Source organism: Psychrobacter piscatorii (genome assembly GCF_001444505.1).
Lineage (GTDB): Bacteria > Pseudomonadota > Gammaproteobacteria > Pseudomonadales > Moraxellaceae > Psychrobacter > Psychrobacter piscatorii_B.
This window is the reverse complement of the sequence record NZ_LNDJ01000048.1, coordinates 1-24,272: the sequence shown is the minus strand read 5'-3', so window position 1 is coordinate 24,272 and position 24,272 is coordinate 1. Positions and strand designations below refer to the sequence as shown.

The 24,272-nt window shown below is 44.0% G+C and carries 18 protein-coding genes and 1 pseudogene; 6 read left to right on the top strand and 13 right to left on the bottom strand.

Going from position 1 to position 24,272, the window contains the following annotated elements; translation table 11 throughout:
- Nucleotides 1-29 precede the first annotated feature (29 nt).
- The 5 genes from AS194_RS02865 to sdhC all read right to left on the bottom strand — a co-directional run bounded on the left by AS194_RS02865 (nucleotide 30) and on the right by sdhC (nucleotide 7,777).
- Complete coding sequence (locus tag AS194_RS02865) at nucleotides 30-2,915, bottom strand: 2-oxoglutarate dehydrogenase E1 component (protein WP_058023970.1); 2,886 nt, start codon at nucleotides 2,913-2,915, stop codon at nucleotides 30-32.
- A 942-nt stretch (nucleotides 2,916-3,857) separates the two neighbouring features.
- On the bottom strand, nucleotides 3,858-4,568 hold the full coding sequence (locus tag AS194_RS02860; RefSeq protein ID WP_058023969.1) for a succinate dehydrogenase iron-sulfur subunit: 711 nt from the start codon (nucleotides 4,566-4,568) through the stop codon (nucleotides 3,858-3,860).
- A 210-nt stretch (nucleotides 4,569-4,778) separates the two neighbouring features.
- Complete coding sequence (gene sdhA / locus AS194_RS02855) at nucleotides 4,779-6,629, bottom strand: succinate dehydrogenase flavoprotein subunit (protein WP_058023968.1); 1,851 nt, start codon at nucleotides 6,627-6,629, stop codon at nucleotides 4,779-4,781.
- A 354-nt stretch (nucleotides 6,630-6,983) separates the two neighbouring features.
- Nucleotides 6,984-7,370, bottom strand: a complete 387-nt coding sequence (sdhD, locus tag AS194_RS02850) for a succinate dehydrogenase, hydrophobic membrane anchor protein (protein ID WP_227511562.1) — start codon at nucleotides 7,368-7,370, stop codon at nucleotides 6,984-6,986.
- A 20-nt stretch (nucleotides 7,371-7,390) separates the two neighbouring features.
- A complete protein-coding gene (gene sdhC, locus AS194_RS02845; RefSeq protein ID WP_075105828.1) occupies nucleotides 7,391-7,777 on the bottom strand; it encodes a succinate dehydrogenase, cytochrome b556 subunit in 387 nt (128 codons plus the stop codon).
- A 1,029-nt stretch (nucleotides 7,778-8,806) separates the two neighbouring features.
- Here sdhC and gltA point away from each other — a divergent pair.
- Nucleotides 8,807-10,087, top strand: a complete 1,281-nt coding sequence (gltA, locus tag AS194_RS02840) for a citrate synthase (RefSeq protein WP_058023966.1) — start codon at nucleotides 8,807-8,809, stop codon at nucleotides 10,085-10,087.
- 118 nt (nucleotides 10,088-10,205) lie between these two features.
- Here the strand turns inward: gltA and AS194_RS02835 are convergent, their stop codons facing one another.
- Together AS194_RS02835 and AS194_RS02830 are read right to left on the bottom strand one after the other, a co-directional pair.
- A complete protein-coding gene (locus AS194_RS02835; protein WP_058023965.1) occupies nucleotides 10,206-11,102 on the bottom strand; it encodes a hypothetical protein in 897 nt (298 codons plus the stop codon).
- 84 nt (nucleotides 11,103-11,186) lie between these two features.
- Nucleotides 11,187-11,720, bottom strand: coding sequence for a hypothetical protein (locus AS194_RS02830; RefSeq protein ID WP_058023964.1), 534 nt, complete (start codon nucleotides 11,718-11,720; stop codon nucleotides 11,187-11,189).
- A gap of 415 nt (nucleotides 11,721-12,135) precedes the next feature.
- Here AS194_RS02830 and AS194_RS02825 point away from each other — a divergent pair, with 415 nt between their 5' ends.
- Nucleotides 12,136-13,425, top strand: coding sequence for a replication-associated recombination protein A (locus tag AS194_RS02825; RefSeq protein ID WP_058023963.1), 1,290 nt, complete (start codon nucleotides 12,136-12,138; stop codon nucleotides 13,423-13,425).
- A 310-nt stretch (nucleotides 13,426-13,735) separates the two neighbouring features.
- On the top strand, nucleotides 13,736-14,848 hold the full coding sequence (ribBA, locus tag AS194_RS02820) for a bifunctional 3,4-dihydroxy-2-butanone-4-phosphate synthase/GTP cyclohydrolase II (RefSeq protein WP_058023962.1): 1,113 nt from the start codon (nucleotides 13,736-13,738) through the stop codon (nucleotides 14,846-14,848).
- A gap of 131 nt (nucleotides 14,849-14,979) precedes the next feature.
- Here the strand turns inward: ribBA and AS194_RS02815 are convergent, their stop codons facing one another.
- From AS194_RS02815 to AS194_RS02790, 6 genes are all read right to left on the bottom strand, one after another.
- Nucleotides 14,980-15,468, bottom strand: coding sequence for an acyl-CoA thioesterase (locus tag AS194_RS02815; RefSeq protein ID WP_083499576.1), 489 nt, complete (start codon nucleotides 15,466-15,468; stop codon nucleotides 14,980-14,982).
- A gap of 53 nt (nucleotides 15,469-15,521) precedes the next feature.
- Nucleotides 15,522-16,559 (bottom strand): hypothetical protein, encoded by a 1,038-nt coding sequence (locus tag AS194_RS02810; RefSeq protein ID WP_058023961.1) that lies wholly within the window; start codon nucleotides 16,557-16,559, stop codon nucleotides 15,522-15,524.
- Nucleotides 16,560-16,738: 179 nt separating this feature from the next.
- Entirely contained in the window at nucleotides 16,739-17,728 is a 990-nt protein-coding gene (locus tag AS194_RS02805) for a uroporphyrinogen-III synthase (RefSeq protein WP_058023960.1), read from the bottom strand.
- A 95-nt stretch (nucleotides 17,729-17,823) separates the two neighbouring features.
- Nucleotides 17,824-18,867: a hydroxymethylbilane synthase gene (gene hemC / locus AS194_RS02800; RefSeq protein ID WP_058023959.1), complete on the bottom strand. Its 1,044-nt coding sequence runs from the start codon at nucleotides 18,865-18,867 to the stop codon at nucleotides 17,824-17,826.
- Nucleotides 18,868-19,071: 204 nt separating this feature from the next.
- The gene (locus AS194_RS02795; protein ID WP_058023958.1) at nucleotides 19,072-19,809 is read right to left on the bottom strand and encodes a LytR/AlgR family response regulator transcription factor; all 738 of its coding nucleotides are present in this window, start codon (nucleotides 19,807-19,809) and stop codon (nucleotides 19,072-19,074) included.
- 244 nt (nucleotides 19,810-20,053) lie between these two features.
- Nucleotides 20,054-21,079, bottom strand: a complete 1,026-nt coding sequence (locus tag AS194_RS02790) for a histidine kinase (RefSeq protein WP_227511560.1) — start codon at nucleotides 21,077-21,079, stop codon at nucleotides 20,054-20,056.
- A gap of 239 nt (nucleotides 21,080-21,318) precedes the next feature.
- Between AS194_RS02790 and argH the strand changes: the two genes are divergently transcribed.
- The 3 genes and pseudogenes from argH to AS194_RS02775 form a co-directional block, all read left to right on the top strand.
- A complete protein-coding gene (argH, locus tag AS194_RS02785; protein WP_058023956.1) occupies nucleotides 21,319-22,692 on the top strand; it encodes an argininosuccinate lyase in 1,374 nt (457 codons plus the stop codon).
- A gap of 474 nt (nucleotides 22,693-23,166) precedes the next feature.
- Nucleotides 23,167-23,457, top strand: coding sequence for an oxidative damage protection protein (locus AS194_RS02780; RefSeq protein WP_058023955.1), 291 nt, complete (start codon nucleotides 23,167-23,169; stop codon nucleotides 23,455-23,457).
- Between the two features lie 402 nt (nucleotides 23,458-23,859).
- Nucleotides 23,860-24,272 (top strand): annotated as a pseudogene (locus AS194_RS02775) (hypothetical protein); the annotation flags it as partial.

Below are 24,272 nucleotides of genomic sequence, written 5' to 3'. Positions count from 1 at the left end.
TATCTTCTATAATCTTAATAGACAATCTATTATTGAGCTAATTCATCAACACTTACACCAAGGCCACCAGCAATCAGTGCTTGTTGTTGCTGTGCATGCAGTTTTGGAGATCCTGTTGCAGGTGCTGCACTAGCAGGACGTGCCACGGGCTCCATAACTTTTGCTTTGGTTGGATGTGGTACAACAATACGGAACATATGCGGTGCTAAGTAGTACCAAGCGCCCTGATTCAATGGCTCTTCTTGCGTCCATACAATCTCGGTCAAGTTGCTGTATTTTTCAATCTCAGCGACCAAACGTTGCTCTGGTAGCGGATATAGCTGCTCGATACGAACGATAGCAACATGATCGAGACCTAGTGCACGACGCTGTTCTAGTAGATCGTAATAAACCTTACCACCACATAGCACCATACGAGTCACTTTATCTGCGTTGTGATCGTCCATCTCTGGCAATACCGTTTCGAACTTACCGTTAGCAAGCTCTTCTAAATGAGAAGTTGCTAGCTTATGACGCAATAAACTCTTTGGTGACATAACAATCAAAGGCTTACGGATCGGACGTACCGCTTGACGACGTAAGGCATGATAAATCTGTGCAGGAGTCGTTGGCGTGATGACTTGCATATTGTCTTCAGCACATAGCTGTAAGAAGCGCTCAAGGCGAGCAGATGAATGCTCAGGGCCTTGACCTTCAAAACCATGCGGTAACAACATCGTCAAACCACAGACACGTTGCCACTTGGTCTCACCACTTGAGATGAACTGGTCAATGACGACTTGGGCACCGTTCACAAAGTCACCAAACTGAGCTTCCCAAACAATCAAGGCGTTCGGTACTGTCGTAGCATAGCCATATTCAAAGGCCAATACAGCTTCTTCTGACAATAACGAGTTATAAGTAGCAAAACGTGCTTGTTTCTCGCTCAAATGAGCAAGTGGCACATACATGCTGCCATCATTAACATTGTAGATTTCAGTATGACGATGTGAGAATGTACCACGGCCGACATCTTCACCAGTAATACGTACCAAGACATCATCGTTATCAACTAATGATGCATAGGCTAATGTCTCAGCGGCACCCCAGTTGAGAGGCTCTTCGCCTGTTTGCATAGCTAGACGCTGCTCAACAACCTTTTGAACCTGACGCTGTAGCTTGTATCCTTCTGGCATCTCAGCCATACGGCGTCCATAACCTTTGAGCTTTTCGATATCAACACTGGTATCCCAATCGTCAACCAAGTCATGACCTAGATAAGGCTTCCAGTCTACAAATAGCTGCTCGTTAGGCTCTTGAACCAGTGAGCTGACAACGTAATCGCCACGGTCTAAAGATTCACGATAATTATCTTCATACTGTTTTTCTTCTTCAGCATTTAAGATACCTTCTGCGATGAGCTTTTGTGCATAAAGGGTACGTGTCGTTGGCAGTTTCTTAATAACTGCATACATCAATGGCTGAGTGGCTGAAGGCTCATCTGCCTCGTTGTGACCGTTGCGACGGTAGCAGAACAAGTCAATAATGATGTCTTTATCAAACTGATGACGATAGTCTAAGGCTAATTGAGCCGCGAAAACGACTGATTCAGGATCATCACCATTCACGTGTAGGATTGGTGCATGTACCATTTTTGCGACATCAGTACAATATTCGGTTGAACGAACATCTTCTTGACGGCTAGTGGTAAAGCCAACTTGGTTATTGATAACGATATGTACAGTACCGCCAGTGGTATAAGCACGGGTCTGTGACATTTGGAAGGTTTCTTGAACCACACCCTGTCCAGCAAAAGCCGCATCACCATGGATAACGATTGGTAATACTGAGTTGCCACCAGTATTATCTAATGACGGCTGATCATTACGGCGCACTTGACGTGCACGTACTGAGCCTTGTAATACTGGTGCAACGATTTCAAGATGCGATGGGTTAAATGCTAAGGCTAAATGCGCTTCACCACCTGGGGTCATCACGTTAGATGAAAAACCATTGTGATACTTAACGTCGCCTGAGCCTTTTTCTGGCTGCACTTTACCGTCAAACTCATCAAATAAGTCTGCAGGGTTTTTGCCCAAAATATTGACCAACACGTTTAGACGTCCACGGTGAGCCATACCAATGACCATCTCTTTTGTACCATAGCCACCAGCACGTTGGATGATTTCATTAACTGCAGGTATGAAACTCTCACCACCTTCTAGACCAAAACGCTTAACGCCTGTATATTTACGCGCCAAATATTTTTCTAGACCTTCGGCCGCTGTTAGACGCTCAAGAATAGACAAACGCTTTTCTTTGTCAAACTTGATATAGCCTAGATTGCTTTCTACATACTCTTCCATCCAGCGTTTTTCTGTACTGGTGGTCACATGCATATACTCAATACCAATATGGCGGCAGTAAACACGCTCCATGATCTCGATAATTTCACGCAATGGCGCTTCATCTTTACCGATCACTAAATCATTGGTTGGGAATACAGTATCAAGATCGGCTTCTGATAGGTTGTGATAAGCTAGGGTTAGATCTTCCACTTCTGCACGTGGATGTAAGTTCAATGGATCTAGCTTGGCGCGGCGGTGACCACGGCGGCGGTATGCTGAAATGAGTTGCTGTACGCCCATTTGCTTAGGATCAGTACAGTTGTCTGAATTACTACTACTTGTACCGGTACTTTCGTTACTCGATTTGTTTGCCGTTTGATTGCGAGCAAGTAACAAAAATTGGTCTTTAATAGCATTATGCTGAGCATCATTTGACGATTTGTACTGTTCGAAGTACGCTTGCCAATCTGTGTCAACACTATCAGGGTCCGTTAGGTATTGCTCATAAAGAGCTTCTATATAGCTGGCATTATCGGCGGCCAGTTCAGTATGTCCTTGGTCCGCTTTTTCTTTGGTTATACTATTCATAATAATCGTCTATTTGATAGATAAATGAATGGAATCGTGCTTATTATGGTGTCAGTCGTTGTATGCTAGGCGTTCAGAAAATTCGTCATACCCCATTAAATACGGTTCGATAAAACACTTTTATCCCTAAGTATTGCCGTCACTATAGAATATTGCTGTCATTGTCTAAAAGAGCAAGTAATGCTAAATAGTGATAACAAGTCTTATTGCAACACCTATGTTAAAAATAAATTTATTTGTGAATACTCAGTTTTCTGATCTAGCTCGTTTCACAACATTAATTTATATATACTTCTTTTAGCCATAACCAATTCATCAATGATAAATTATTAATAAATGGTCAATCTTTCAGCTAGCCTATAAACTGGCTATTATCGCTGAAATATCCGCTATTTGCTAACAAATCTTATCGTTTCAGATAAACATACATTGCTGTATAGAATATCATGAGCGTTTTTTACGATATAGTTTGTTTGTTCAATACTAAGTATTTACGTAATGAATATCTATTATCAATTATAGAAGCCTCGTTATTGTATACATAACGTTTTATTGTATTAATGCAATAGCCCGTATAGATGCTACTTTTAATGCATCGGAAACAAAATTTGCAATGTTTGATCAAGTTCAAGATGTAATTATACCAAACTTTACGTGTATCTGATTGTATAGATTGACTGTTTATATAATATGTCTTCTTGCATATGACCAACGTATCGCCCGTACGGATTTACGGATAGACTAACGTCCTATTATTCACCAGTGTACTAGGCTTATTATTCTACCTATCCGGCACAATTGCTCATCGCCACAGACAGAAGCCCACTTCAAACAATAGTGATCAGAAAATTAACACTACTATAATCAGTGATTTTGACTAACAAAAACACCACCTAATGAATAGGTGGTGTTTTTTTGTGCTATCAACAATAATCAAAACAATTAACCAGCTTGATCAATCAACATATTACGTAAATGACCGATTGCTTTGGTTGGGTTCAAGCCTTTTGGACAAACTGACACACAGTTCATAATGCCACGGCAACGGAATAGACTAAACGGATCGTCTAAACGCGCCAAACGTGCTTGAGTGTCACCATCGCGGCTGTCAGCCACAAAGCGATACGCATGTAGCAATGCTGATGGACCTAAGAACTTATCAGGGTTCCACCAAAAAGATGGGCAGCTCGTTGAGCAGCATGCACACAGAATACACTCATACAGACCATTTAACTTTTCACGCTCAGCAGGAGACTGCAAACGCTCAGTTGGTGGTGCTGGCTGATCGTTGATTAAGTACGGATGTACTTTTTCGTATTGCTCGTAAAATTGGTTCATATCAACAACCAAGTCACGAACCACTGGCAAACCAGGTAACGGACGAACGGTTACTTTTTCTGGTAGCGTGTTCATGTTGATTAGACATGCTAGACCATTTTTACCATTGATGTTCATGCCATCAGAACCACAAATACCTTCACGGCAAGAGCGACGGAAAGTGATTGTTTCATCTTCTTTCTTTAGGCGTAATAACACGTCAAGCAACATACGATCTGAATCAAGTAATTCAATCGTATAAGTTTGCATGCGTGGGGCTGCGTCCACATCAGGATCGTAGCGATAGATTTCGATGGTGCGAGTACCTCGGCTCATAATGCTAAACTCCACACGTAGGTGATGGCGGGCATACAAAGATTGCAACATATGAGTGCTGGCTATTAATCACTAATGATAATTGAATAACAATTAGTTAGTAGCCTAGCAGCACTCCTATGAGCATGTAGCTGGCGGTCACCTTTTTAATAAATGAATAAGGGATAAAACGTTTAAGCTTTCTGTTTATATCGAGCGCATAGTCTAGGATTAATAGACGCGAACTTTTGGTTCGATATAGTCAACAGTCAGTGGCACTTTGCGAACTGGTTTGTAAATGATACGGTTGCCTTCAGAATACCATAAAGTATGCTTCATCCAATCGTGGTCATTACGGCCGTTTGGTGCATAGTCATCATCTTCTGGACGATCATAATCAGAGACACTATGCGCGCCGCGGCTTTCGTGGCGACTCGCGGCTGATACCATCGTCGCTTTTGCTACTTCGTATAGGTTTGCCACTTCAAACGCTTCGATACGAGCAGTGTTGAAGACTTGTGATTTATCAGCCAAATGGATTTGTTCGACTTTCTCACCCAGCGCTAAAATTTTCTCAACGCCTTCATCCATCATGGCTTGCGTACGGAATACACTGGCATGTGCCTGCATGGTGGCGCGAATCTCATCAGCCACGTCTTGTGCATTGTAGCCTGATGTTGATTGCTGCAATTTGTTTAAACGACCAACCGTGATGTCAAGTACATGCGGATCAAGTGGTTTGTAGTTATGATCGTTTTGATGGAACTCATCAACAATGTGCTTACCAGCAGCACGACCAAACACAACCAAATCAAGTAGTGAGTTAGTACCTAAACGGTTGGCACCGTGTACACTCACACAAGCGCACTCACCAATAGCGTATAGGCCTTTAACGACGTTACCATTAGCATATAAACCGTCTTCATCAGTACCCGCTTCTAGATCCGGCACGATTACCTGACCATGGATAGTGGTTGGAATACCACCCATCATGTAGTGAATGGTTGGGATAACTGGGATAGGTTCTTTAGTAATGTCAACGTTGGCGAAGTTTTTACCGATCTCAAATACTGACGGTAGACGCTTCATGATAGTGTCGACACCCAAATGGGTCATATCCATGACGATATGGTCAGCATTAGGGCCACAACCACGACCTTCTTTGATTTCTTGGTCCATAGAACGCGATACGAGATCACGTGGTGCCAAATCCTTAACGGTTGGCGCATAACGCTCCATGAAAGCTTCGCCATCCTTGTTACGCAAGATAGCACCTTCGCCGCGGCAACCTTCGGTCAATAGTACACCTGCACCATGAACGCCCGTTGGATGGAACTGCCAGAACTCCATATCCTGTAGTGGGATACCAGCGCGAACTGCCATACCAATACCGTCACCAGTATTGATATAAGCGTTGGTAGAAGCGGCAAAGATACGACCTGCACCACCTGTTGCTAGAACAGTAACTGGTGCTTGGAATACCGCAACAGTACCTGTCTCTTGCTCAAGAGCGATAACACCGTTGATGTTACCCGCTTCGTCTTTGATCAAATCAAGCGCAATCCACTCGATAAAGAACTCAGTACCTTGCTGTAAGTTTTTCTGATACAGCGTGTGTAGCAATGCGTGACCTGTACGGTCAGCAGCAGCGCACGCACGTTGTACCGCTTTTTCGCCATAGTTTGACGTATGACCGCCGAATGGACGCTGATAAATCGTACCATCTTCGTTACGGTCAAACGGCATGCCCATGTGCTCAAGCTCATAGACTACCTTTGGCGCTTCACGGCACATATACTCGATAGCATCTTGGTCACCTAACCAATCTGACCCTTTTACGGTATCATAAAAGTGGAAGTGCCAGTTATCGTTACTCATGTTGCCCAAACTTGCACCGATGCCACCCTGAGCGGCAACCGTGTGCGAACGTGTTGGGAATACTTTGGTCAGGACTGCAACCTTCATACCCGCTTCCGCTAAGTGCAATGAAGCGCGCATACCTGAACCACCGCCACCAACGATAACTGCATCGTAGTTTAGGGTCTTAATATTACTAATGGTATTGTCTTGTCTAGTTGCCATTACGGTTTTCCTAATGCCTGTTAATGCTTATAAGTAAATGAAAAGCGTGTTTTAAAATCTTCTTATTACAGGTTTAAGGGCTTTTATCTGGCCATCACATGCACTCATTAAAGAAGATGATATAACAGTCTTTGACCACTTAATTTGCATATCTATCGTTATACTGAACCAAACCTGCTCAACCTTGTTGCTCATTCAGCGACAATCTAAATAGTAGGCGCTGTTGGTCCAATGCTATGACTATTTTTGGCTATCAACGGATACTTTTAAACTACTCTATCAGCTGACATACCAGCTGCGCGCATCCGTTATATATAGATACTTATATCAATACTAAAGCTGGTCACTCAATCATTAAACAGCAACAACACTAAAGCCGTTACCCCAAAAAATCATGATGCCCCAAAATAGAAATACTAAAATAGCGATAATCATCAATGACTGTAGCACTAAACGTAAACCTGCTGCGCTTGAGCCTAGTTTGCCTGTCGTAATATAGTCAGTAAATACTGTCCACATTCCCACCCAAGCATGGCCAGCTAATGCAAGTACAGCAACTAAGCTGAATAAACGCATTGGCAGGCTAGTCATGAATGATGACCACTCAAGATACGTGACATCGCCGTGGGTCAAAAAGAAGCCCAGCAACACCACACTATAAACGGCTAAAACAACAGCACTAATACGCTGAATAATCCAATCGCGTGAGCCTGAACCTGTCAGACCAGTAGCACTTTTGATTCCTGAATCATTTTTAATCATTAGAACATCACCCATATAAATGACGCGACAACTAAAATCGCTGCAATTACAAAACTGACCATAGAGGCAGTGCGGCCAGATTTTAGCTCTTCGTTCATGCCCATATCAGCAAATAAATGTTTGATACCCATCACGAAGTGATATGCGATGGCGGCAACAAATATCCATGCCAAAAAGCGCACAAGTACGTTGTCAAATACGGTCTCAAAACTCTCAGGCGACGCCAATGAGTTTTGTAATAGCCATAACATTACAGGAATTAATAAGAATAAAATAATGCCAGAGATACGATGCAAAATAGAGGCGATTGCGATCGGTGAGCGATTAACGCTAATCACTTGGCTTAGAGGCAGATCAATAGGTCGGTTGCTTTTCACAGCGGGCATCCTTTTTGCGGTTATACTCCTGTATCTGCTATCAACGCTTGACAAAAATGGTGTCAGTTGAGCATCGAGCAACACACGAGACGAATAAAGTAAGGAAGAGCTAGCTGACTTCTTTTAGTTTGTGCTAAATATGAAGAAAGAATCATGTATATAAGGTATTGATAAGCTGTCTAGTGTCGCTTGTCGAGCTGACAGGCCTACAAAACAACCTATCTATTATACAACAAAGAAAATAAACATGAGTAAGATCGACTAACCAGTCTATTTTTATTGGTCGTATGAATAGCCAGACAACGTTAATATGTCTTCTCTATCAAAATAAACCTTGTACTGAGCACTAAATACTGGTGCTGAGCATCTAAAAATAGAGCAGTTAACAAGAACATTTAAACCACAGAATTCGGTTTGGTTTATCAAAACACCAGACAATCGTAAATAAGCATGTATAAAGTAAGCTCTAGGCGACACTATATCATGACCACTTATCAATTCGCACAAAGCTAGTGCCAGTCAATTCCTGCAATTATAAAATGACTGGGCGATAATTACAAATTTATCCCTAAAGTAATAAAGGCACACACTTAATTAACAAACGAATAGATATATGCAATACTGAATGTGGAAAACGCTTACCTCTGACAATTATGCTCGACACTTAACTTGTCTACTGCTCTTGCCCTGTCTGTTTTTAGCCTCGTTTTTTGCGAAAATCCTGCTGCGTTTTTGCGACAAACCCCAAAATATAACGTCAATACTGACGTTGTAAATATGTTTGATAAACAGAAAGTTTGGCGCAAAATAACCAATCAGACATATTTTGATACAAAAATTACAGCGAACAACCACCGCTAGGCCGTGCCAATTGGACCTACGGTCAATAAAAGTTTTTTCAAATCACAAGTAATTGCTGCTAATATACCTTGCGTATTAAATGAGTGAAACGGATTTTGCCGTTTGACAGATAACGACGTGAGGTATGCGTCTGTAGTAATTTTATTCTAACAAATCAAAAACAATGGAGAGCAATTTATGGCTGACACTAATGCCAAACTAACCGTGAATGGTGAAGAATACGAACTTCCTATTATTGAAGGTACTTTAGGGCGCCCAGTTATCGATGTTGCTGCTTTGCAAGAATCAGGATTTTGGTCTTATGACCCTGGTTTTAAAGTAACTGCTCCTGTTGAATCAAAAATTACTTATATCGATGGTGGCAAAGGCGAATTATTACACCGCGGCTACCCTATCGACGAGTTAGCAAATAATGCTGAATACCTAGAAGTGGCATATGCGTTGCTAAATGGGGACCTACCTAACGCTGAGCAAAAGGCAGATTTCTTTGAAAAAATTCGTGAACATACGGCTGTTCATGATCAATTGCGTAAATTCTTTGAAGGTTTCCGCCGTGACGCGCATCCAATGGCCATTATGGTTGGTGTCGTTGGTGCGTTATCAGCGTTCTATCATGACAACCTAGACCTCAGTAACGAAGAGCATCGTGAAATCACAGCTATTCGTTTGATTGCTAAGATGCCTACGCTTGCGGCGATGAGTTATAAATACTCGCAGGGCGAACCGTTCATGTATCCGCGTAACGACTTTAGCTACGCTGAGAACTTCTTGTACATGATGTTTGCGACTCCTGCTGATGTAGACTATCAAACAAACGATGTCATCACTCGTGCAATGGACAAAATCTTTACCTTGCATGCTGATCATGAGCAAAACGCGTCAACATCAACAGTCCGCTTAGCTGGCTCTACTGGTGCTAACCCTTATGCTTGTATCGCTGCTGGTATCGCTGCTCTTTGGGGACCTTCTCATGGCGGCGCAAACGAAGCTGTACTAGAGATGCTTGATGAAATCGGTACGGTTGAAAACGTGCCTGAATTCATGGAAAAAGTGAAAAGCCGTGAAGTGAAGCTAATGGGCTTTGGTCACCGTGTCTACAAAAACTTCGATCCACGTGCGAAAGTCATGAAAGAGACTTGTGATGAAGTATTAGAAGCACTTGGTGTCAACGATCCTAAGCTTGAATTGGCAATGGCACTCGAAAAAATTGCACTAGAAGACCCGTTCTTCATCGAGCGTAACCTATATCCAAACGTTGATTTTTACTCTGGTATTATCTTAAAAGCCATCGGTATCCCAACATCAATGTTTACGGTAATCTTTGCACTGGCTCGTACTTCAGGTTGGATCAGCCATTTGTTAGAGATGCACAGCGCCCCATACAAGATCGGTCGTCCACGTCAGTTATATACTGGTGAAACGCGCCGTGACTTTGTCAAGGTTGAAGACCGTAAGTAAGCAAAAATAGTATCTTTACAATAAAAAATCCCGCCATCGTGCGGGATTTTTTATTGTGTCTGTAAAGTCTATAGCAAATACGATACTTGGCACGCGACTACCGCCATCACGTCATACGCTATTGGAACTCTTTTAACGTCTGTTCATATTTGGCAATCTGCTCGTCATATCCTTTAATCGTATCGTTGAATTTGGCCATGAGCGTTTCAAATTCCTGCTGCTGTTGTTGCTTCATTTGCTGCATATCAACCACTTGCTGCGCTTCTATTTGCTCCCATACTTGGTGCTGAATAATCAACCGAGCCAGCGCAGGGCTTTTTGCACTGACCCTTCCTGCAATCTCTGCATGCTCAAACAGCTGAGGTATTAAGGTCGCTATATTGATCAGCGTATCAGAATCCTCTGCACTAAGTGGCGTAGTCACAGGCTGATATAACGCTGCCATCGTTTGCTGATATCGCTCGATGATCTGCTCTTCCGTCAATATAATCGGTTTGCGCGGCTCAAGGCTGATACGCTTTAATACAGTCAGATCACGCTCGCCCACTTCGGTACTTGTATTCATCTCTGCATCCGAACCTTCCTCACTGGTAGCGTTAGCTTCTACTGGACTATCAGTTGGTAATGGTTCGGAATTGGCGCTATTCTCATTTTCTGTAAGAGTAGCTGAATCGTTAGTCGCTCCATTGAGTAATAGCGACTCTTCGCTATCTGAAGCATCTGCCGCTTGCAGTGACTCATACTCTGCTTGTAGTCGACGCTGTAGCCCTTGCGCTTGCGCAACGTATATAGGCTGAAACTGCTCTATACGCGCCGCAGCAGAATCACTTTGCTGCATAGGTTGACTGTCTTCCTCACTTGTTTTTTCAGTTGTCTGAGCCTCATCTGGTACAGGCGGTGCGTCAGCTTGCTGCTGACAGCCGGTCAGAAATAGCACGCCCGTTAGCGCTACTGCGGCCAGAGCTGAGCTAGCAAAAGTATCAATATTAGGCTTTACTGGCAAAAGTCGAAGCATGAGAGTACGTATCCTTTAATAAAGCAAAAATATAAAAAGCTAAAATGGTGGTGCACGTAGGCTTTTCGCTTACTATGAGGCAGTTTAAGCAGTAAAATTGCTGTTGGCGCGTTTTTTGTCAGTGATAGCACTCACTGTCAAAAATGGTATACAGGCTTCTAAATCCTGACAATCCTGTCCTTTTTGACGGCGCACAAAATAATCTTGAACCATTCGCGCCTGCTGCTCGATACCGTATTTAAAAAAGGACTTACCCGTCTCTAGCACATAATCATATCGCCGATCGATAAGGGCACCGCGTACCACTTTCAAGCCTTGCTGTAACTGCCACACATGGGTGAGCTCATGGATGAGCCAGCTTTGCTTGCCCAACGAGGCCACACTAAAATCTGTGATCCAATCGGCTGGATTAAAGTAAATATGACCATTTGGACTCACCGCGTAGTTTTTTAGTACCCACCAAGTGGTTTTTAGTCGCACTTCATCTAATCTGATACTGTCACCGAACACTGAGCGTGCCAACGCGATCTCACCAACTGTCAGACAACGCGACTGCTGCTTTTTTACGCTGCTGCGTGAATATCGATTCAACAAACGCTTGAGAGATTGTCCAGACATCGTCAATGTAATACCTTATATTTGCTAGGGCAGTGATAATAAATGGCGTTTGGTCAACCATTCTGATCGTTACCATTGAACCGTTAATAAGGATGAATCATTAAAAATAAAGTGCTGGGGACATAAGCTATACGCTTAGTTAGCTTTCATTAACATGTTTTTGCGTTAGCCTAGCGTGTATTATCTATAGCAAGTACCCTACTTATAAATTAGCCTACTTTAACTTCTGATGTCTAATACTCATTGTCATAGTAAAGTTGCTGCGAGAATCATGCCAAGCAAACAAACGCTTTTTACTTCAATAGAAATGATAACTATAGACGAGTATGTCGTTATTTAGATTTGACTATAAAATCTCTCAATGGCCGCCACTTTAGCCAATAGACCGTTTTTTAATTTTTCAATAGAGAACCTTATGCCGCCTAACTTTCATGCCGACACCCCTCTTGCTCAGCGTATGCGCCCTGCTTCTCTCGCGGCTATTATTGGCCAAGAGCATCTTTTGGCCACTGGCGCACCTTTACGGCGTTTGGTCGAACAAGGGCATCTGCCCTCTATTATTTTGCACGGCGAAGCAGGTATCGGTAAGACAACCATTGCAATGCTATTGGCGGATGCGGTTAATAGACCTTTTCATGCGCTTTCTGCATTGAATACTGGGGTCAAGCAGTTACGCGAGGTGCTCGATAGTAAAGACTCACTGGCATTTGAATCACCAGTGGTGTTTATCGATGAGATTCATCGTTTCAATAAGGCGCAGCAAGATGCATTATTGGGCGCGGTAGAGTCTGGTGATATTACGCTGATTGGCGCCACGACAGAGAATCCGTCGTTTAGTGTGAATAACGCGCTCTTATCACGTTGCCAAGTGTACCGCTTGGAGCCATTAACGCCTGAGCAAATCAGTGCGGTATTACAGCGGGCACTCTTGGAGGACCCTATACTCCAAAAACTCACCATCGACTTGCAGTCACAAGACACCATCAGTCAACTGGCTCACGGTGATGCAAGAAAGGCACTAAATTTATTAGAACTAGCGATTCAAACAGCGGATGCCAAGCAATCACCGATTATTATCAATGATGAATTGGTCAGCCGAGTGGCGCAGACCGCGTTGGTACGTTATGACAAAGATGGCGAACAACATTACGATATTATCTCAGCCATGATCAAATCAGTGCGTGGCTCAGATCCTGACGCGGCGCTGTACTGGATGGCGCGGATGCTCGTTGGCGGTGAGCCTGCCGATTTTATCGCGCGCAGATTGGTAATCTTAGCCAGTGAAGATATTGGCAATGCCAATCCAAACGCCCTACTCCTCGCTGATGCAGCCCTGCGCAGCGTGCAATCCATCGGTATGCCAGAGGCACGCATTATCTTAGGGCAAGTGGTGGTCTATTTAGCCACCAGTGCAAAGAGTAACAGCACGTATAAAGCAATCAACGCGGCGATGGCGTTGGCAGAAAAAGACGCCTCGCCAGTACCACTACATCTGCGCAATGGCGTGACCAAACTGATGCGCAATCAAGGCTATGGTCAAGGTTATGCTTACCCGCATGATTATCCCAATCACTACTACCCTCAAAGCTATTTGCCAGAAAACTTAGCAGGCACGAGCTTTTATGAGTTTGCCGATAACCAGCGAGAACAGCATAGCAAGCAGTTTATGGCGTGGCTAAAAAGCCAAGCGGCCAGTAACGACTGATCTATTGACCCACTGGATCAAAAGGTTTGAAAGTTAGTTGCATATACTATTGGTAAAACTGAACCCTGTTTTTAAAAGACTAAGCGTTATAGTTCAGCTTTGGGTCAGCACGCTGAGGCAAAAACCGTTAAAATACCTATCGTCATGATGAATAAGCATCATGAAACATTTTCATATTTGGTTGCTATGATGATCAAACGATTTGCTCAACAGCAACAGCACGTGTTACCAACTACTGCTACAATGAGCCGACAACCCTTTATATTACAAACCACACATATTTATTAATAATAAAATATTGAGATTTACTATGAGTTTAAATACGATTCCTGAGATTATCGAAGACATTCGTGCCGGAAAAATGGTCATCTTGATGGATGATGAAGACCGCGAAAACGAAGGCGATATCATCATGGCGGCGACCCATGTTCGTCCTGAAGACATTAACTTTATGATTACCCACGCGCGCGGCTTGGTATGCTTAACGCTATCACAAGCGCGTTGCCAGCAATTGGCATTGCCGCTGATGTCAGATCGCAATGAAGCGAAATTTAGCACCAACTTTACAGTATCGATTGAGGCGGCTGAAGGCGTGACCACAGGTATCTCTGCCGCTGACCGTGCTCGCACCATTCAAGCCGCTGTATCTTCGGCAGCCAAACCAGAAGACATCGTACAACCTGGCCATATCTTCCCTATCATGGCACAAAACGGCGGCGTCCTGCACCGTGCAGGCCACACAGAAGCAGGGTGCGATTTATCAAGACTGGCAGGATTAGAGCCTGCTGCGGTGATTGTGGAAATCATCAACGCTGATGGCACCATGGCACGTCGCGATGATCTTGAGATATTTGCCAAAGAGCATAACATCAAGATGGGCACCATTGCTGATCTCATCAACTACCGCATCGCCAATGAGCAAACGGTAGAGGAAATCGAAACTCGTCCTTTTGAAACAGAACATGGCACTTTTACCTTGCACCGTTTCCGCGAGTTCGGCGCTGAAGAAACTCATATCGCCTTGGTAAAAGGAGATGTGAGCGAAGGCGTGAGTACCGTACGTGTCCACGGTTTTCATCCACTGCGTGATTTATTTGCCGCCAAAAACGACATGACAGGTCGTAGCGGCTGGAGCGTCCAATCAGCGCTAGAAGAGATTAGCGCCTCAGAGCGCGGTGTCTTGGTTTGGGTCGGCAACCATCAGCCGATCGATTTAGGAGATGCGTTAGATAAAGCCTTGGACAATGAGTCACAATCGACCATCACCCAGCAGCCTTATCGCAGTATCGGCGTTGGTGCACAGATATTACGTCATTTAGGCGTCCGTGATATGCGTCTATTGTCATCGCCCATGAAGTTTTATGCGTTATCAGGTTTTGATCTCAATGTGGTGGATTTTGTGCACGCACCGCAAGAGAGCTAAACCCATTTGGAAAATGGCCTGAGAAAAGTCATGAAAAAAGGCACGCTACGATAATGTTAGCGTGCCTTTTTTATTTTTGATGGTTATATAACACTATCCGAGATAGGTCATCAACGCAGCTAAAGCCTATTCTAATATTCAGGGGTATGACCAAATTTTGCCTCTAATGCCAGTAAGCGCGCACGTTCTTCTGCTGTCCACGGTAACTTACCTTTCCCATCACTATCGAGACGCACCACGACGGCATCAGCGGTCGCAACGATTTTGTTTTGTGCTGTACTATAGTAGCTATATTCCATCGCAATACTGGTATTGCCCAGACGCTGACAGCGAACGCCCAATAACAAAGTATCAGGATAGGTCACTGGGTGCAAATACTGGCAGCTCGACTGTGCTAAGACGGTGACCATACTGCCATCGAACATATCTAACGCGTGCAAATAACCAATGCGCGCTGACTCAGAATAACGATAATACACCACGTTATTTAAATGATTAAAGGCATCCATCTCACCCCAATGAATCGGCTGATAATGAATCACTGGGTAATGCGCCAGTACTTCAGGTCGATCAATTGCTACCTCAGACATAAAATCTGGCTTTTCACTCATATTGGTCATAACTTACCTTGTGTCTCATGTTGTCTATATATAGCTGTTTCGAACCGTATCGATTAGGGTTGTGGCTTATCCAAAATCTGTGTGGTTAACAAGGGTGTTGGCTTAGGAGCATTGACAATCAGTTGGTCAAGCCAGGCAATGACCTCTGGTATATCATTTGGCGACTGCATGGCCTCTAGGTTGTTGTCCGTACCCTTTGGCTTTTTGTCGGATGGAGCAATGCCAATGGCGCCAACTTGCGCGGAGTTTTTGCCATTGCTAACCGATGATTTAGGTAGTAAGGTTTTTAGCTGTTTGCGCGCTTGGGTCAAATAATTGATCAGTTGATCCTGCTCGCGCATATTGCTCGCTTGACTTGCCAGATTCAACGTCATAATGACTTCATGAATCGTCAGTTGTCTACGCGTTAATGTCATATCGTTACGCGCTGACGTTTGAGCAGGCGGGTTCGCTACTGCACGCTTCTGGTCACCCTCAGTTGCAGCATCAACTAGCTCTCGGCGCTGAATATCAGCACCCTCGTAGCTGCTGAGGCGCTCATGACTATGCAAAAACTCTTGGATGTTTTGAATCGCAAGATTTTGTATTTGCCATGGGCTAGGTTGTGAGCTTTGCGCTTGTAATCGCTCGATGTCTTTGAGCAAACTTTGCTTGATTACGACGGTCAATGCAGGTGCAATCTCGTTGCTGCTTTGTGCCAATTGCCAATGCAAACCTCGCAACAACTCGATCGCGGCACTATCATTGTTGTCTGCTAGCAATCTGTCAGCGGCTTTTATTTGAATACGTAGTAAATCCAGCTGGTTTTGCGCTTGGCTACTGGCTTTGACTCTAGGCTCTGGTAGCGTCTGTTGGCTCATAGCAAATAAACGATCGTCCATCTCATTTAAACGACTGACAACCTGCTCATTGCTCTGCAACCGCTCATTGACACTGTGCTGAAAACGCTGCTGACTAATATAGAGCCAGAGTAATGCCGCGATAAGCAGCAAAATGACCAACCACTGCATCCGCAGCAGCAAGATATTTGCTTGCCGACGCTGCTGTATAGCAGAAGGATCCTTAGATAAAGACTCAGAATTCATTGGCATAAGACAGTACCGTGATGGGTAGGTATAAACATATTTAAATCAAATAGAAATTATAAAATTAGGGCATGTCTCCAATTCAAACGTTTGTCACTAAATGGAATAAAAATGGCTAAATCTTTGACGCTGTTTGCCTGTGATTTATCTCATTTTTATCACCATTTTTAAAATAGGGACACGCCCTAAGTATTGGTAGTGATGGCTGAAAGAATGGTGTCTGGCGCCAAATCCTCTACACGCCAATAGCTCAAGCGCTGCGCTGCAACCATATTTGCTAAGCGCTCACCCAATACGACATAAGAAAAGTCCGCTAGCGTGAGTGGCAAATTATCTCTTGCATCAGTCATTATGTCATTACTACGTTTTGGTTCTGACATTTTTTCTCTTGCACCTTGGACGATGCTCGTCCAATGCTCAAAAGCAGCGCCACTACTCACGACGACGATAGGTTTTGCCTGCTTTGGTGTTGTATTTGTCGTTTGATTACATACAAAAAAATCTTTTTGCCACTGCTGATACTGAGTCATTGCCTCGGTAGGCATCGTACGCTTATACCACGCAATACTATCGATATGTACACCGCGTGCTTGTAAAGTATCGACCAATAATCGTCGCCCGCCCAGTCCGCGCCATATCAGCAGCTTATCACCCGCCTGTAAACGCTCTATCTCAGGCATTGCTAGCATACCTTCATTATTGGCAACTTCAGGCTGTCGTACTTGGTAGTTTGCCGCGTCTATATTGGCTTGAGTCAATGCCGTAGCGGTTGCTTGACCCACTGCAATGATTTGACTTGGGGCTACCAAAGCTTCAGAAGCTATGTTGGCTGCTTTATTGTCCGGTTGCGCATAACTACTATCGTCATGCTCACTGTACACAAGCGACTGCCAAACATTCAACCCCGAAGTGGCCGCCGTTGGACTTATGATGACCAGAGCCTTATATTCACCTGCTAGCCACGCACGCATCAATGCTAGGTCATCGCCAGTCGTTGGGCGCGGCTGCAACGTCAACATCGGCATCTCAACCACCGTGAACCCTGCTGCTCGCAAATGATTCGTCAATGGCGCAGCGCGTGCTATCGGCCGCGTATTGATGACAATTTTTGGCACCGACCCATCAGTGGATTGATTTTTATGAGTAGACCTAGCTTTAGTTGACGTTGATGACATAGATGTACCACGACAAAAGGCTTATAGAATGGACTGAATCATCGACCAAACAGTGGATATGTGGATCAATGACTCAGTATGACAAAGTAAATACGCTACTCAGCGTGATAAATCGCTGACAAGATAGCCCCTGCACCATCAGCAAGTAGTATATTGGCAACATCAATACCGAGCTGATTTGCCTGCGACTCTTGCTCGTCTTGTGTACCAACCAATGTCACTCGCTTTTCTGCTTTTAACAGCTTACTACCATCCGCTTGACCCACTCGACCACGTAACCACAATACATTACCGTTATCGTTGTTGCCGTTGTTGCCGTTTTCACCATTGTCATCGTTATTCGCACTGGTTTCATCCGCCATCTGCAACACTGCGTAGGCTGCAATCGGGACTTGGCAGCCACCCTCCAAGTGACGGTTAAGCGCACGCTCAGCGATAAGGCGAATACGCGCTTTATCATCGTTCAATGGCGCTAGTAATTTCAACACCTCGTCATCACCTTCACGGCACTCAATCGCCAAAGCCCCTTGACCCACCGCTGGCAGGCACGCATCAATATCTAGCTGTCCGCGAATGCGCTCATCTAATTCGATACGCTGCAAACCACTGGTGGCCAAGATAATGGCATCGTACTCGCCTGCATCTAGCTTGCCTAAACGCGTACCAACATTGCCGCGCAAGGTTTTGATCTGTAGATCTGGGCGGTAGGCTTTGATCTGACACTGACGGCGCAAACTTGAAGTCCCAACAACTGCACCTTGCGGCAATTCATCAATACTATTATAAGTATTTGAGACAAAAGCATCAGTTGGTGAAGCACGCTTGCAATAGACACCTAGTGTCAAGCCTTCAGGCAGCTGCATCGGTACGTCTTTTAGCGAATGTACCGCAATATCTGCTTGCTTGTTATATAATGCTTGCTCGAGCTCTTTGACAAATAAACCCTTACCGCCAATTTTGGCCAATGGTGTGTCCAAAATCTTGTCACCCTTAGTGACAATTTTTAGTAACTCAATTGTCAACTCAGGATAGAGCGCCAGTAAGCGATCACGAATATGCTCCGCTTGCCATAGAGCCAAAGGACTCTGTCGCGTGGCGATGGTTAAGGTAGTCAAAGCAGGTTGCTGCGGATTGCTCATAAAGGGCCTCAATAAATTCGATACTATAATCTAAATGCTACAATGTCAGTGCTAAGTTGGTGCTAAGCGATTAGGAAAACTTGCCACAAAAAATGGTCGACTCACATCAGAGATAGTAAATGCTGGCGCAAAAAAATACCCCTATTTAAGCATAAATAAGGGTTTGATGATATGGGATGATTATGTCGCTCTGAAAACATCCTATTACATGCTTTGAATTTTGTCACGTAAGGCTGGCAGATGACGACGACTCACGGCCAACGTCTCATCGATTCCTTTAAAACGTATCTGATATTGTCCAGCGTCTAGGGTTTCTAAAAAATCTAAAAAATTCAGATTGATAATAGCGTTGCGATGCACACGGAACAAACGATCATCAAACTCTCGCTCTAGCTCTTTTAGGGTTTCATCAATCAATACAATGCCATCTTTGTGACGTACTTTGACGTATTTTTGATCTGCCGCAAAATAATAGATATCTTTAAGTTTAATCAGCTCTACACCGCGGTGAGTACGAGCAGCAATATGCTCGCGTATCGGACGCGCCGTTGGATTTGCAAGCTTGCGAATTTCATTCAATTGCGCCGCGTTTAGGTTTTTTGCTTTGTTCAGTGCTTCTAATAGCTCGTCTTTATTTGCCGGTTTCAATAAATAACCAATTGCATTGGCTTTTAGTGCCGCTATCGCATAATGATCGTAAGCGGTGACAAATATAATGGCTGGTGGATGATTAAGTTTGTCCAGCTCTTGGGCACAGCGCACCCCATCCATCTCAGGCATACGAATGTCTAATAATATAATGTCAGGCTGCTGAGTTTTTACGGCGACAATCGCTTCTGCCCCTGTGGTAGCTTGAGCAACCACCTCATGACCTGACTCCTGTACGATTCTGACCAAACGCTCACGCGCTAAAGGCTCATCATCACAAACTACAATACGCATGTAAGCTCCCACCCCAAACTCTACTGAATATGTTTCGATGGTATGACGAATGTACTGACCAGTTCAATATGGTGAAATTTTCTGCATCATATTTTTGATAGTAACCATTCATTGTCAATAATTGCCAGATAAAAATCGCAATAACCATATAGATATAAAAGACGATGCAATAAATATGCCACAACATCTTATAATAAGAATATAGTGTCTGAGAACATCATAAAAAATGGTAAAAGAGGAAAGATTATAAACTGACGTCTTGTAAGGGATAGTCAATAATGGTAGTGATGTGGTTACCAGTAACTGTGCTTTGGATATCAGCACTTTGACCAAAGTACGCACGTAATCGATCCGCTTGAATATAAAAATCCATATGCTGACGCAAATCATGGTTAATGATTAAGGTCTTTGTAGGAAGTTCCACGTCGATCTGAATAGCTACTCTGTGCTGCTCCCAAGTGACTTTAATATTAAAATGGATGGTTTCAGTGGTCATCTCAACCACATTGAGTAGCATTTTCTCCAGTACGCTTTGTAAGGTTAACGCCGTAATCACCATATCATACATAATATCTTCATCAGGCAAATCCCAATGGACCTCGAGTTTGTCTGCCAAACGGCTAGACTCGATCGCTAGATAATGCTCGCACAGCGCCACCTCCTCTTCAAAGCTAATCTCACGTTCGCCGCTAAAACTGGCACGATATAAGACCGAAACGTTTTGTAATAAAGCAGAGGCTTTTGACGGATTGGACTCAATGAGTGAGACCAGTGTGTTGATGGTATTAAAGAAAAAGTGAGGCGCGGTGCGGGCTTTTATTAAGTCATTCTGTGCGGTCAATTTGTATTCAAACGATAGCTTGAGCGCATTAAGCTCACGGTAGCTACGCAAAAAGTACAGCAAAAACATAATGGTAAAACCGCCCGTCAGTACGGTATTGAAAAACAGATTGGTCATAAAAGCTTGACGATCATATTCCATCAAACCCATATTAATCAAAACCAAAACGACTAAAGCCATAGATACCGTAGCGGCAAACATCATCAGCATGACGATACGCACACTCACACTCGGAATGCTGGCATTTTTGAAGACAGGGCGCAGATAATCTACCAAATATAATGCAGGTATAACGGTCAAACCGTTTTGTATGGTTCGCGCAACAAGCTTGATGATAAAGTCCGACCAACTGGACAGACCATGCCGCTCAATCACTGTGAGAAACAGTGACCAAAAAGCAATATATGTCAGCCACTGCAAAGGCCTCATGATCTCCATGAGTTTTGGAATAAAAAACTCTAAGCGCGTAGCTAGTAAGGCAACCTCATCATTTGCTATACTTGAGTTCTTACTCTCTTGACTTGTCTTGTACCAATATGAACGCCAATTCTTCAAACCTTAGTAATCCCGAATCAAGTAAAAGTTCATCTGCTTCTGATTCTAGCACGAATGTCTCAGTAACAAACAAAGATGCACAAAACAGCCCTACCAGCACTCAGGGCCAGCAGATGTGGGGTGGACGCTTCAGTGAAGCGACGGACAGCTTCGTGGCTGCCTTTACCGCCTCTGTCGGCTTCGACCAACGCTTTGCTCGTCACGATATTCAAGGATCGATTGCCCATGCAACGATGCTCAAAGAATGCGATATCTTGACTGCTGATGAAGTGACCACCATTATCGACGGTCTTCATCAAGTATTACGCGAGATCGAAGCAGGTGAGTTTAGCTGGTCAATCGCCCTCGAAGACGTGCACATGAATGTCGAATCACGCCTCACTGATATTATAGGCGCTGTTGGCAAAAAACTACACACGGGTCGTAGCCGTAACGATCAGGTCGCGACCGACATTCGTTTGTGGTTACGTGAAGAAACCGATAATATTATCGAGCTGCTCATACGCTTACAAAGTGGCTTGCTTGACCTGGCTGATCAACATACCGATACCATTATGCCTGGTTTTACGCATTTACAAACCGCCCAGCCTGTCAGCTTTGGTCACCATGTAATGGCGTGGTTTGAGATGTTGTATCGCGATACCGAGCGTTTGATTGACGCCCGTCGCCGTATCAACCAGATGCCACTTGGTAGCGCCGCACTCGCTGGCACGACGTTCCCGATTGATCGTACCATCACCGCTGAGCTGCTAGGGTTTGAAGGTATTTGTCAAAATTCGCTCGATGCGGTCTCAGATCGTGATTTTGCGATTGAGTTCACCTCCGCCGCTTCTATTTTGATGATGCACATGTCACGTATGAGTGAAGAGATTATTCTGTGGATGTCAGCGCAGTTCAACTTTGTGCAGATACCCGATCGCTTCTGTACTGGCTCATCAATCATGCCGCAGAAGAAAAACCCTGACGTGCCTGAGCTGGTACGCGGTAAAGCGGCACGTGTCTTTGGTCAGCTGATGACATTGCTTAGCCTGATGAAAAGCCAGCCACTCGCCTACAACAAAGACAATCAAGAAGACAAAGAGCCTTTGTTTGATTGTGTTGACACGCTAACAGGCTCACTACTTGCCTTTGCTGATATGCTGCCCAACATTGTCCCAAACAAAGAAAGTATGCGTGCTGCAACGATGAAAGGCTATGCCACTGCCACTGACTTAGCCGATTATCTGGTACGTCAAGGCGTTGCGTTCCGTGATGCTCATGAAGTGGTGGGTAATGCGGTCGCACTAGGCATTAAAGAAGGCGTTGATCTCAGTGACTTATCCTTGGCACAATTGCAACAATTCAGCGATGCCATCGGTGATGATGTCTTTGACTATCTCACTCTAGAGGGATCACTAGCAGCCCGTGACCATCTGGGCGGTACTGCGCCAAACCAAGTCAAGCAAGCAGTGGTCAATGGCCGTGCTCGCTTAAAAGCCTTTGCCTAATCAGACCCTTTTCAGCCAGAGCTAACTTATCGCTATATATCTGACACCCGCTATTGATGCGGGTGTTTTTATTTCATTAACCATTCGCTATTCGCGCTTTTTCGCGCAGCCTCATTCGGCGTCATATGAAACCAGCAACAATAAAAGCAGAAAAAAAGTAGAATGTACGGATGACGCCTTGTAGATTGATGTCTGTTGGTTAAGAGACACGAGATACCCTTTGCTAAATTGACCAAGACCGTTATCATAGACTCATACGATTATTTAACTTGCCTGCTAGGGCATATCATCATTTAGATAGCGAGGCTTAAAATAAGATAAATGGTAGTCAAACAAGGAAAAAACTGCAGAGAATATCGGTATATTCACAAAGTTTTTGACGATGTTTGACAAGATTTAGCCATTTTAAGACCGCTAAATGACTGAATAGGCTAATTGATGACACGCCCTAATATAATAAATAAGGAACGCCTGATGACTGAGACTTTTAATCCCCAAGACAATACCGTGTTTTGCCGCAAATACAAGCAAGAACTACCAAAAATGCCCCATCCGCCCTTCCCTAATAAAAAAGGCCAAGAGCTACAAGAAACAGTCTCTGACAAGGCATGGAAAGAGTGGCTAGAACATCAAACCATGCTCATCAATGAGAACCATTTGAGTATGATGGATCCTGAAGCCAAAAAATTCTTGACCGAGCAGCGTGATAAGTTCTTGGATAATGAAGACTATGAGCGCGCCCAAGGCTGGACGCCAGAAAGCTAGGCTGAGACCACTGTATTACATCCATAAAAAAACGCGCTATAGTAAGCGCGGTGTAATGGACATTTTTCATGCTGGCGTATGGTCTAACGCTATATACTGTCTATATTTGCAAGGAATCAACGCCATGAATCAAAAAACTGCCCTTTTTGTCGTGATAAACACACCAAGAAGAATGGACGCAAGCTTGGCAAACAGCAGTATCAATGTCTCGCTTGCAGACGGCAGTTTTTAGGTGGAAAAAGACTCAATAACCAAACCCTTTGGACTGAATACACTCAGGGAAAACAGACCTACCAACAGCTGGCTGATAAATATCACTGTAGTCTCAAGACCATTCAAAGACGCTTAGATAAAGTCAGTACCCAGTATCAGATTAAGCAACCAAAGACTGCTAATATCATCATGGACACCACTTACTTTGGTCGCAAGTTTGGTTTAATGGTCTTTATGGACAATACCACTAAAGCCGTACTTTATTACGCGATAGTGGGTCATGAAACCAACAGTGCCTACAAGCAAGGTGTTGATCATCTAGTATCGTTAGGCGTTGATATACAAAGCATCACCTGTGATGGTAGACGAGGACTGCGTACGCTATTCACCCACACCCCTTGCCAGATGTGCCAGTTTCATCAAGTGCAAATAATAACTCGCTATCTCACTCGTCGACCTAAGAACAGTGCCAGTATCGAGCTTAGACGGCTCACTTTAGACTTAACTAAGCTTGATAAAGCCACGTTCACAAAATGCTTAGATCAATGGTATTTAACCCATGAAGACTATCTGAGTGAGCGTAGTACCAATGAAGATACTGG

Coding starts and splice junctions, on each gene's coding strand:
- AS194_RS02830 (WP_058023964.1), bottom strand. CDS start 11,720: ATGTCTGGACAATCTCTCAAGCGTTTGTTGAATCGATATTCACGCAGC.
- argH (WP_058023956.1), top strand. CDS start 21,319: ATGTGGGGTGGACGCTTCAGTGAAGCGACGGACAGCTTCGTGGCTGCC.
- AS194_RS02790 (WP_227511560.1), bottom strand. CDS start 21,079: ATGAGGCCTTTGCAGTGGCTGACATATATTGCTTTTTGGTCACTGTTT.
- AS194_RS02815 (WP_083499576.1), bottom strand. CDS start 15,468: ATGACCAATATGAGTGAAAAGCCAGATTTTATGTCTGAGGTAGCAATT.
- AS194_RS02865 (WP_058023970.1), bottom strand. CDS start 2,915: ATGAATAGTATAACCAAAGAAAAAGCGGACCAAGGACATACTGAACTG.
- sdhA (WP_058023968.1), bottom strand. CDS start 6,629: ATGGCAACTAGACAAGACAATACCATTAGTAATATTAAGACCCTAAAC.
- hemC (WP_058023959.1), bottom strand. CDS start 18,867: ATGAGCAATCCGCAGCAACCTGCTTTGACTACCTTAACCATCGCCACG.
- gltA (WP_058023966.1), top strand. CDS start 8,807: ATGGCTGACACTAATGCCAAACTAACCGTGAATGGTGAAGAATACGAA.
- AS194_RS02835 (WP_058023965.1), bottom strand. CDS start 11,102: ATGCTTCGACTTTTGCCAGTAAAGCCTAATATTGATACTTTTGCTAGC.
- AS194_RS02805 (WP_058023960.1), bottom strand. CDS start 17,728: ATGTCATCAACGTCAACTAAAGCTAGGTCTACTCATAAAAATCAATCC.
- AS194_RS02780 (WP_058023955.1), top strand. CDS start 23,167: ATGACTGAGACTTTTAATCCCCAAGACAATACCGTGTTTTGCCGCAAA.
- ribBA (WP_058023962.1), top strand. CDS start 13,736: ATGAGTTTAAATACGATTCCTGAGATTATCGAAGACATTCGTGCCGGA.
- sdhC (WP_075105828.1), bottom strand. CDS start 7,777: ATGCCCGCTGTGAAAAGCAACCGACCTATTGATCTGCCTCTAAGCCAA.
- AS194_RS02860 (WP_058023969.1), bottom strand. CDS start 4,568: ATGAGCCGAGGTACTCGCACCATCGAAATCTATCGCTACGATCCTGAT.
- AS194_RS02825 (WP_058023963.1), top strand. CDS start 12,136: ATGCCGCCTAACTTTCATGCCGACACCCCTCTTGCTCAGCGTATGCGC.
- AS194_RS02795 (WP_058023958.1), bottom strand. CDS start 19,809: ATGCGTATTGTAGTTTGTGATGATGAGCCTTTAGCGCGTGAGCGTTTG.
- AS194_RS02810 (WP_058023961.1), bottom strand. CDS start 16,559: ATGCCAATGAATTCTGAGTCTTTATCTAAGGATCCTTCTGCTATACAG.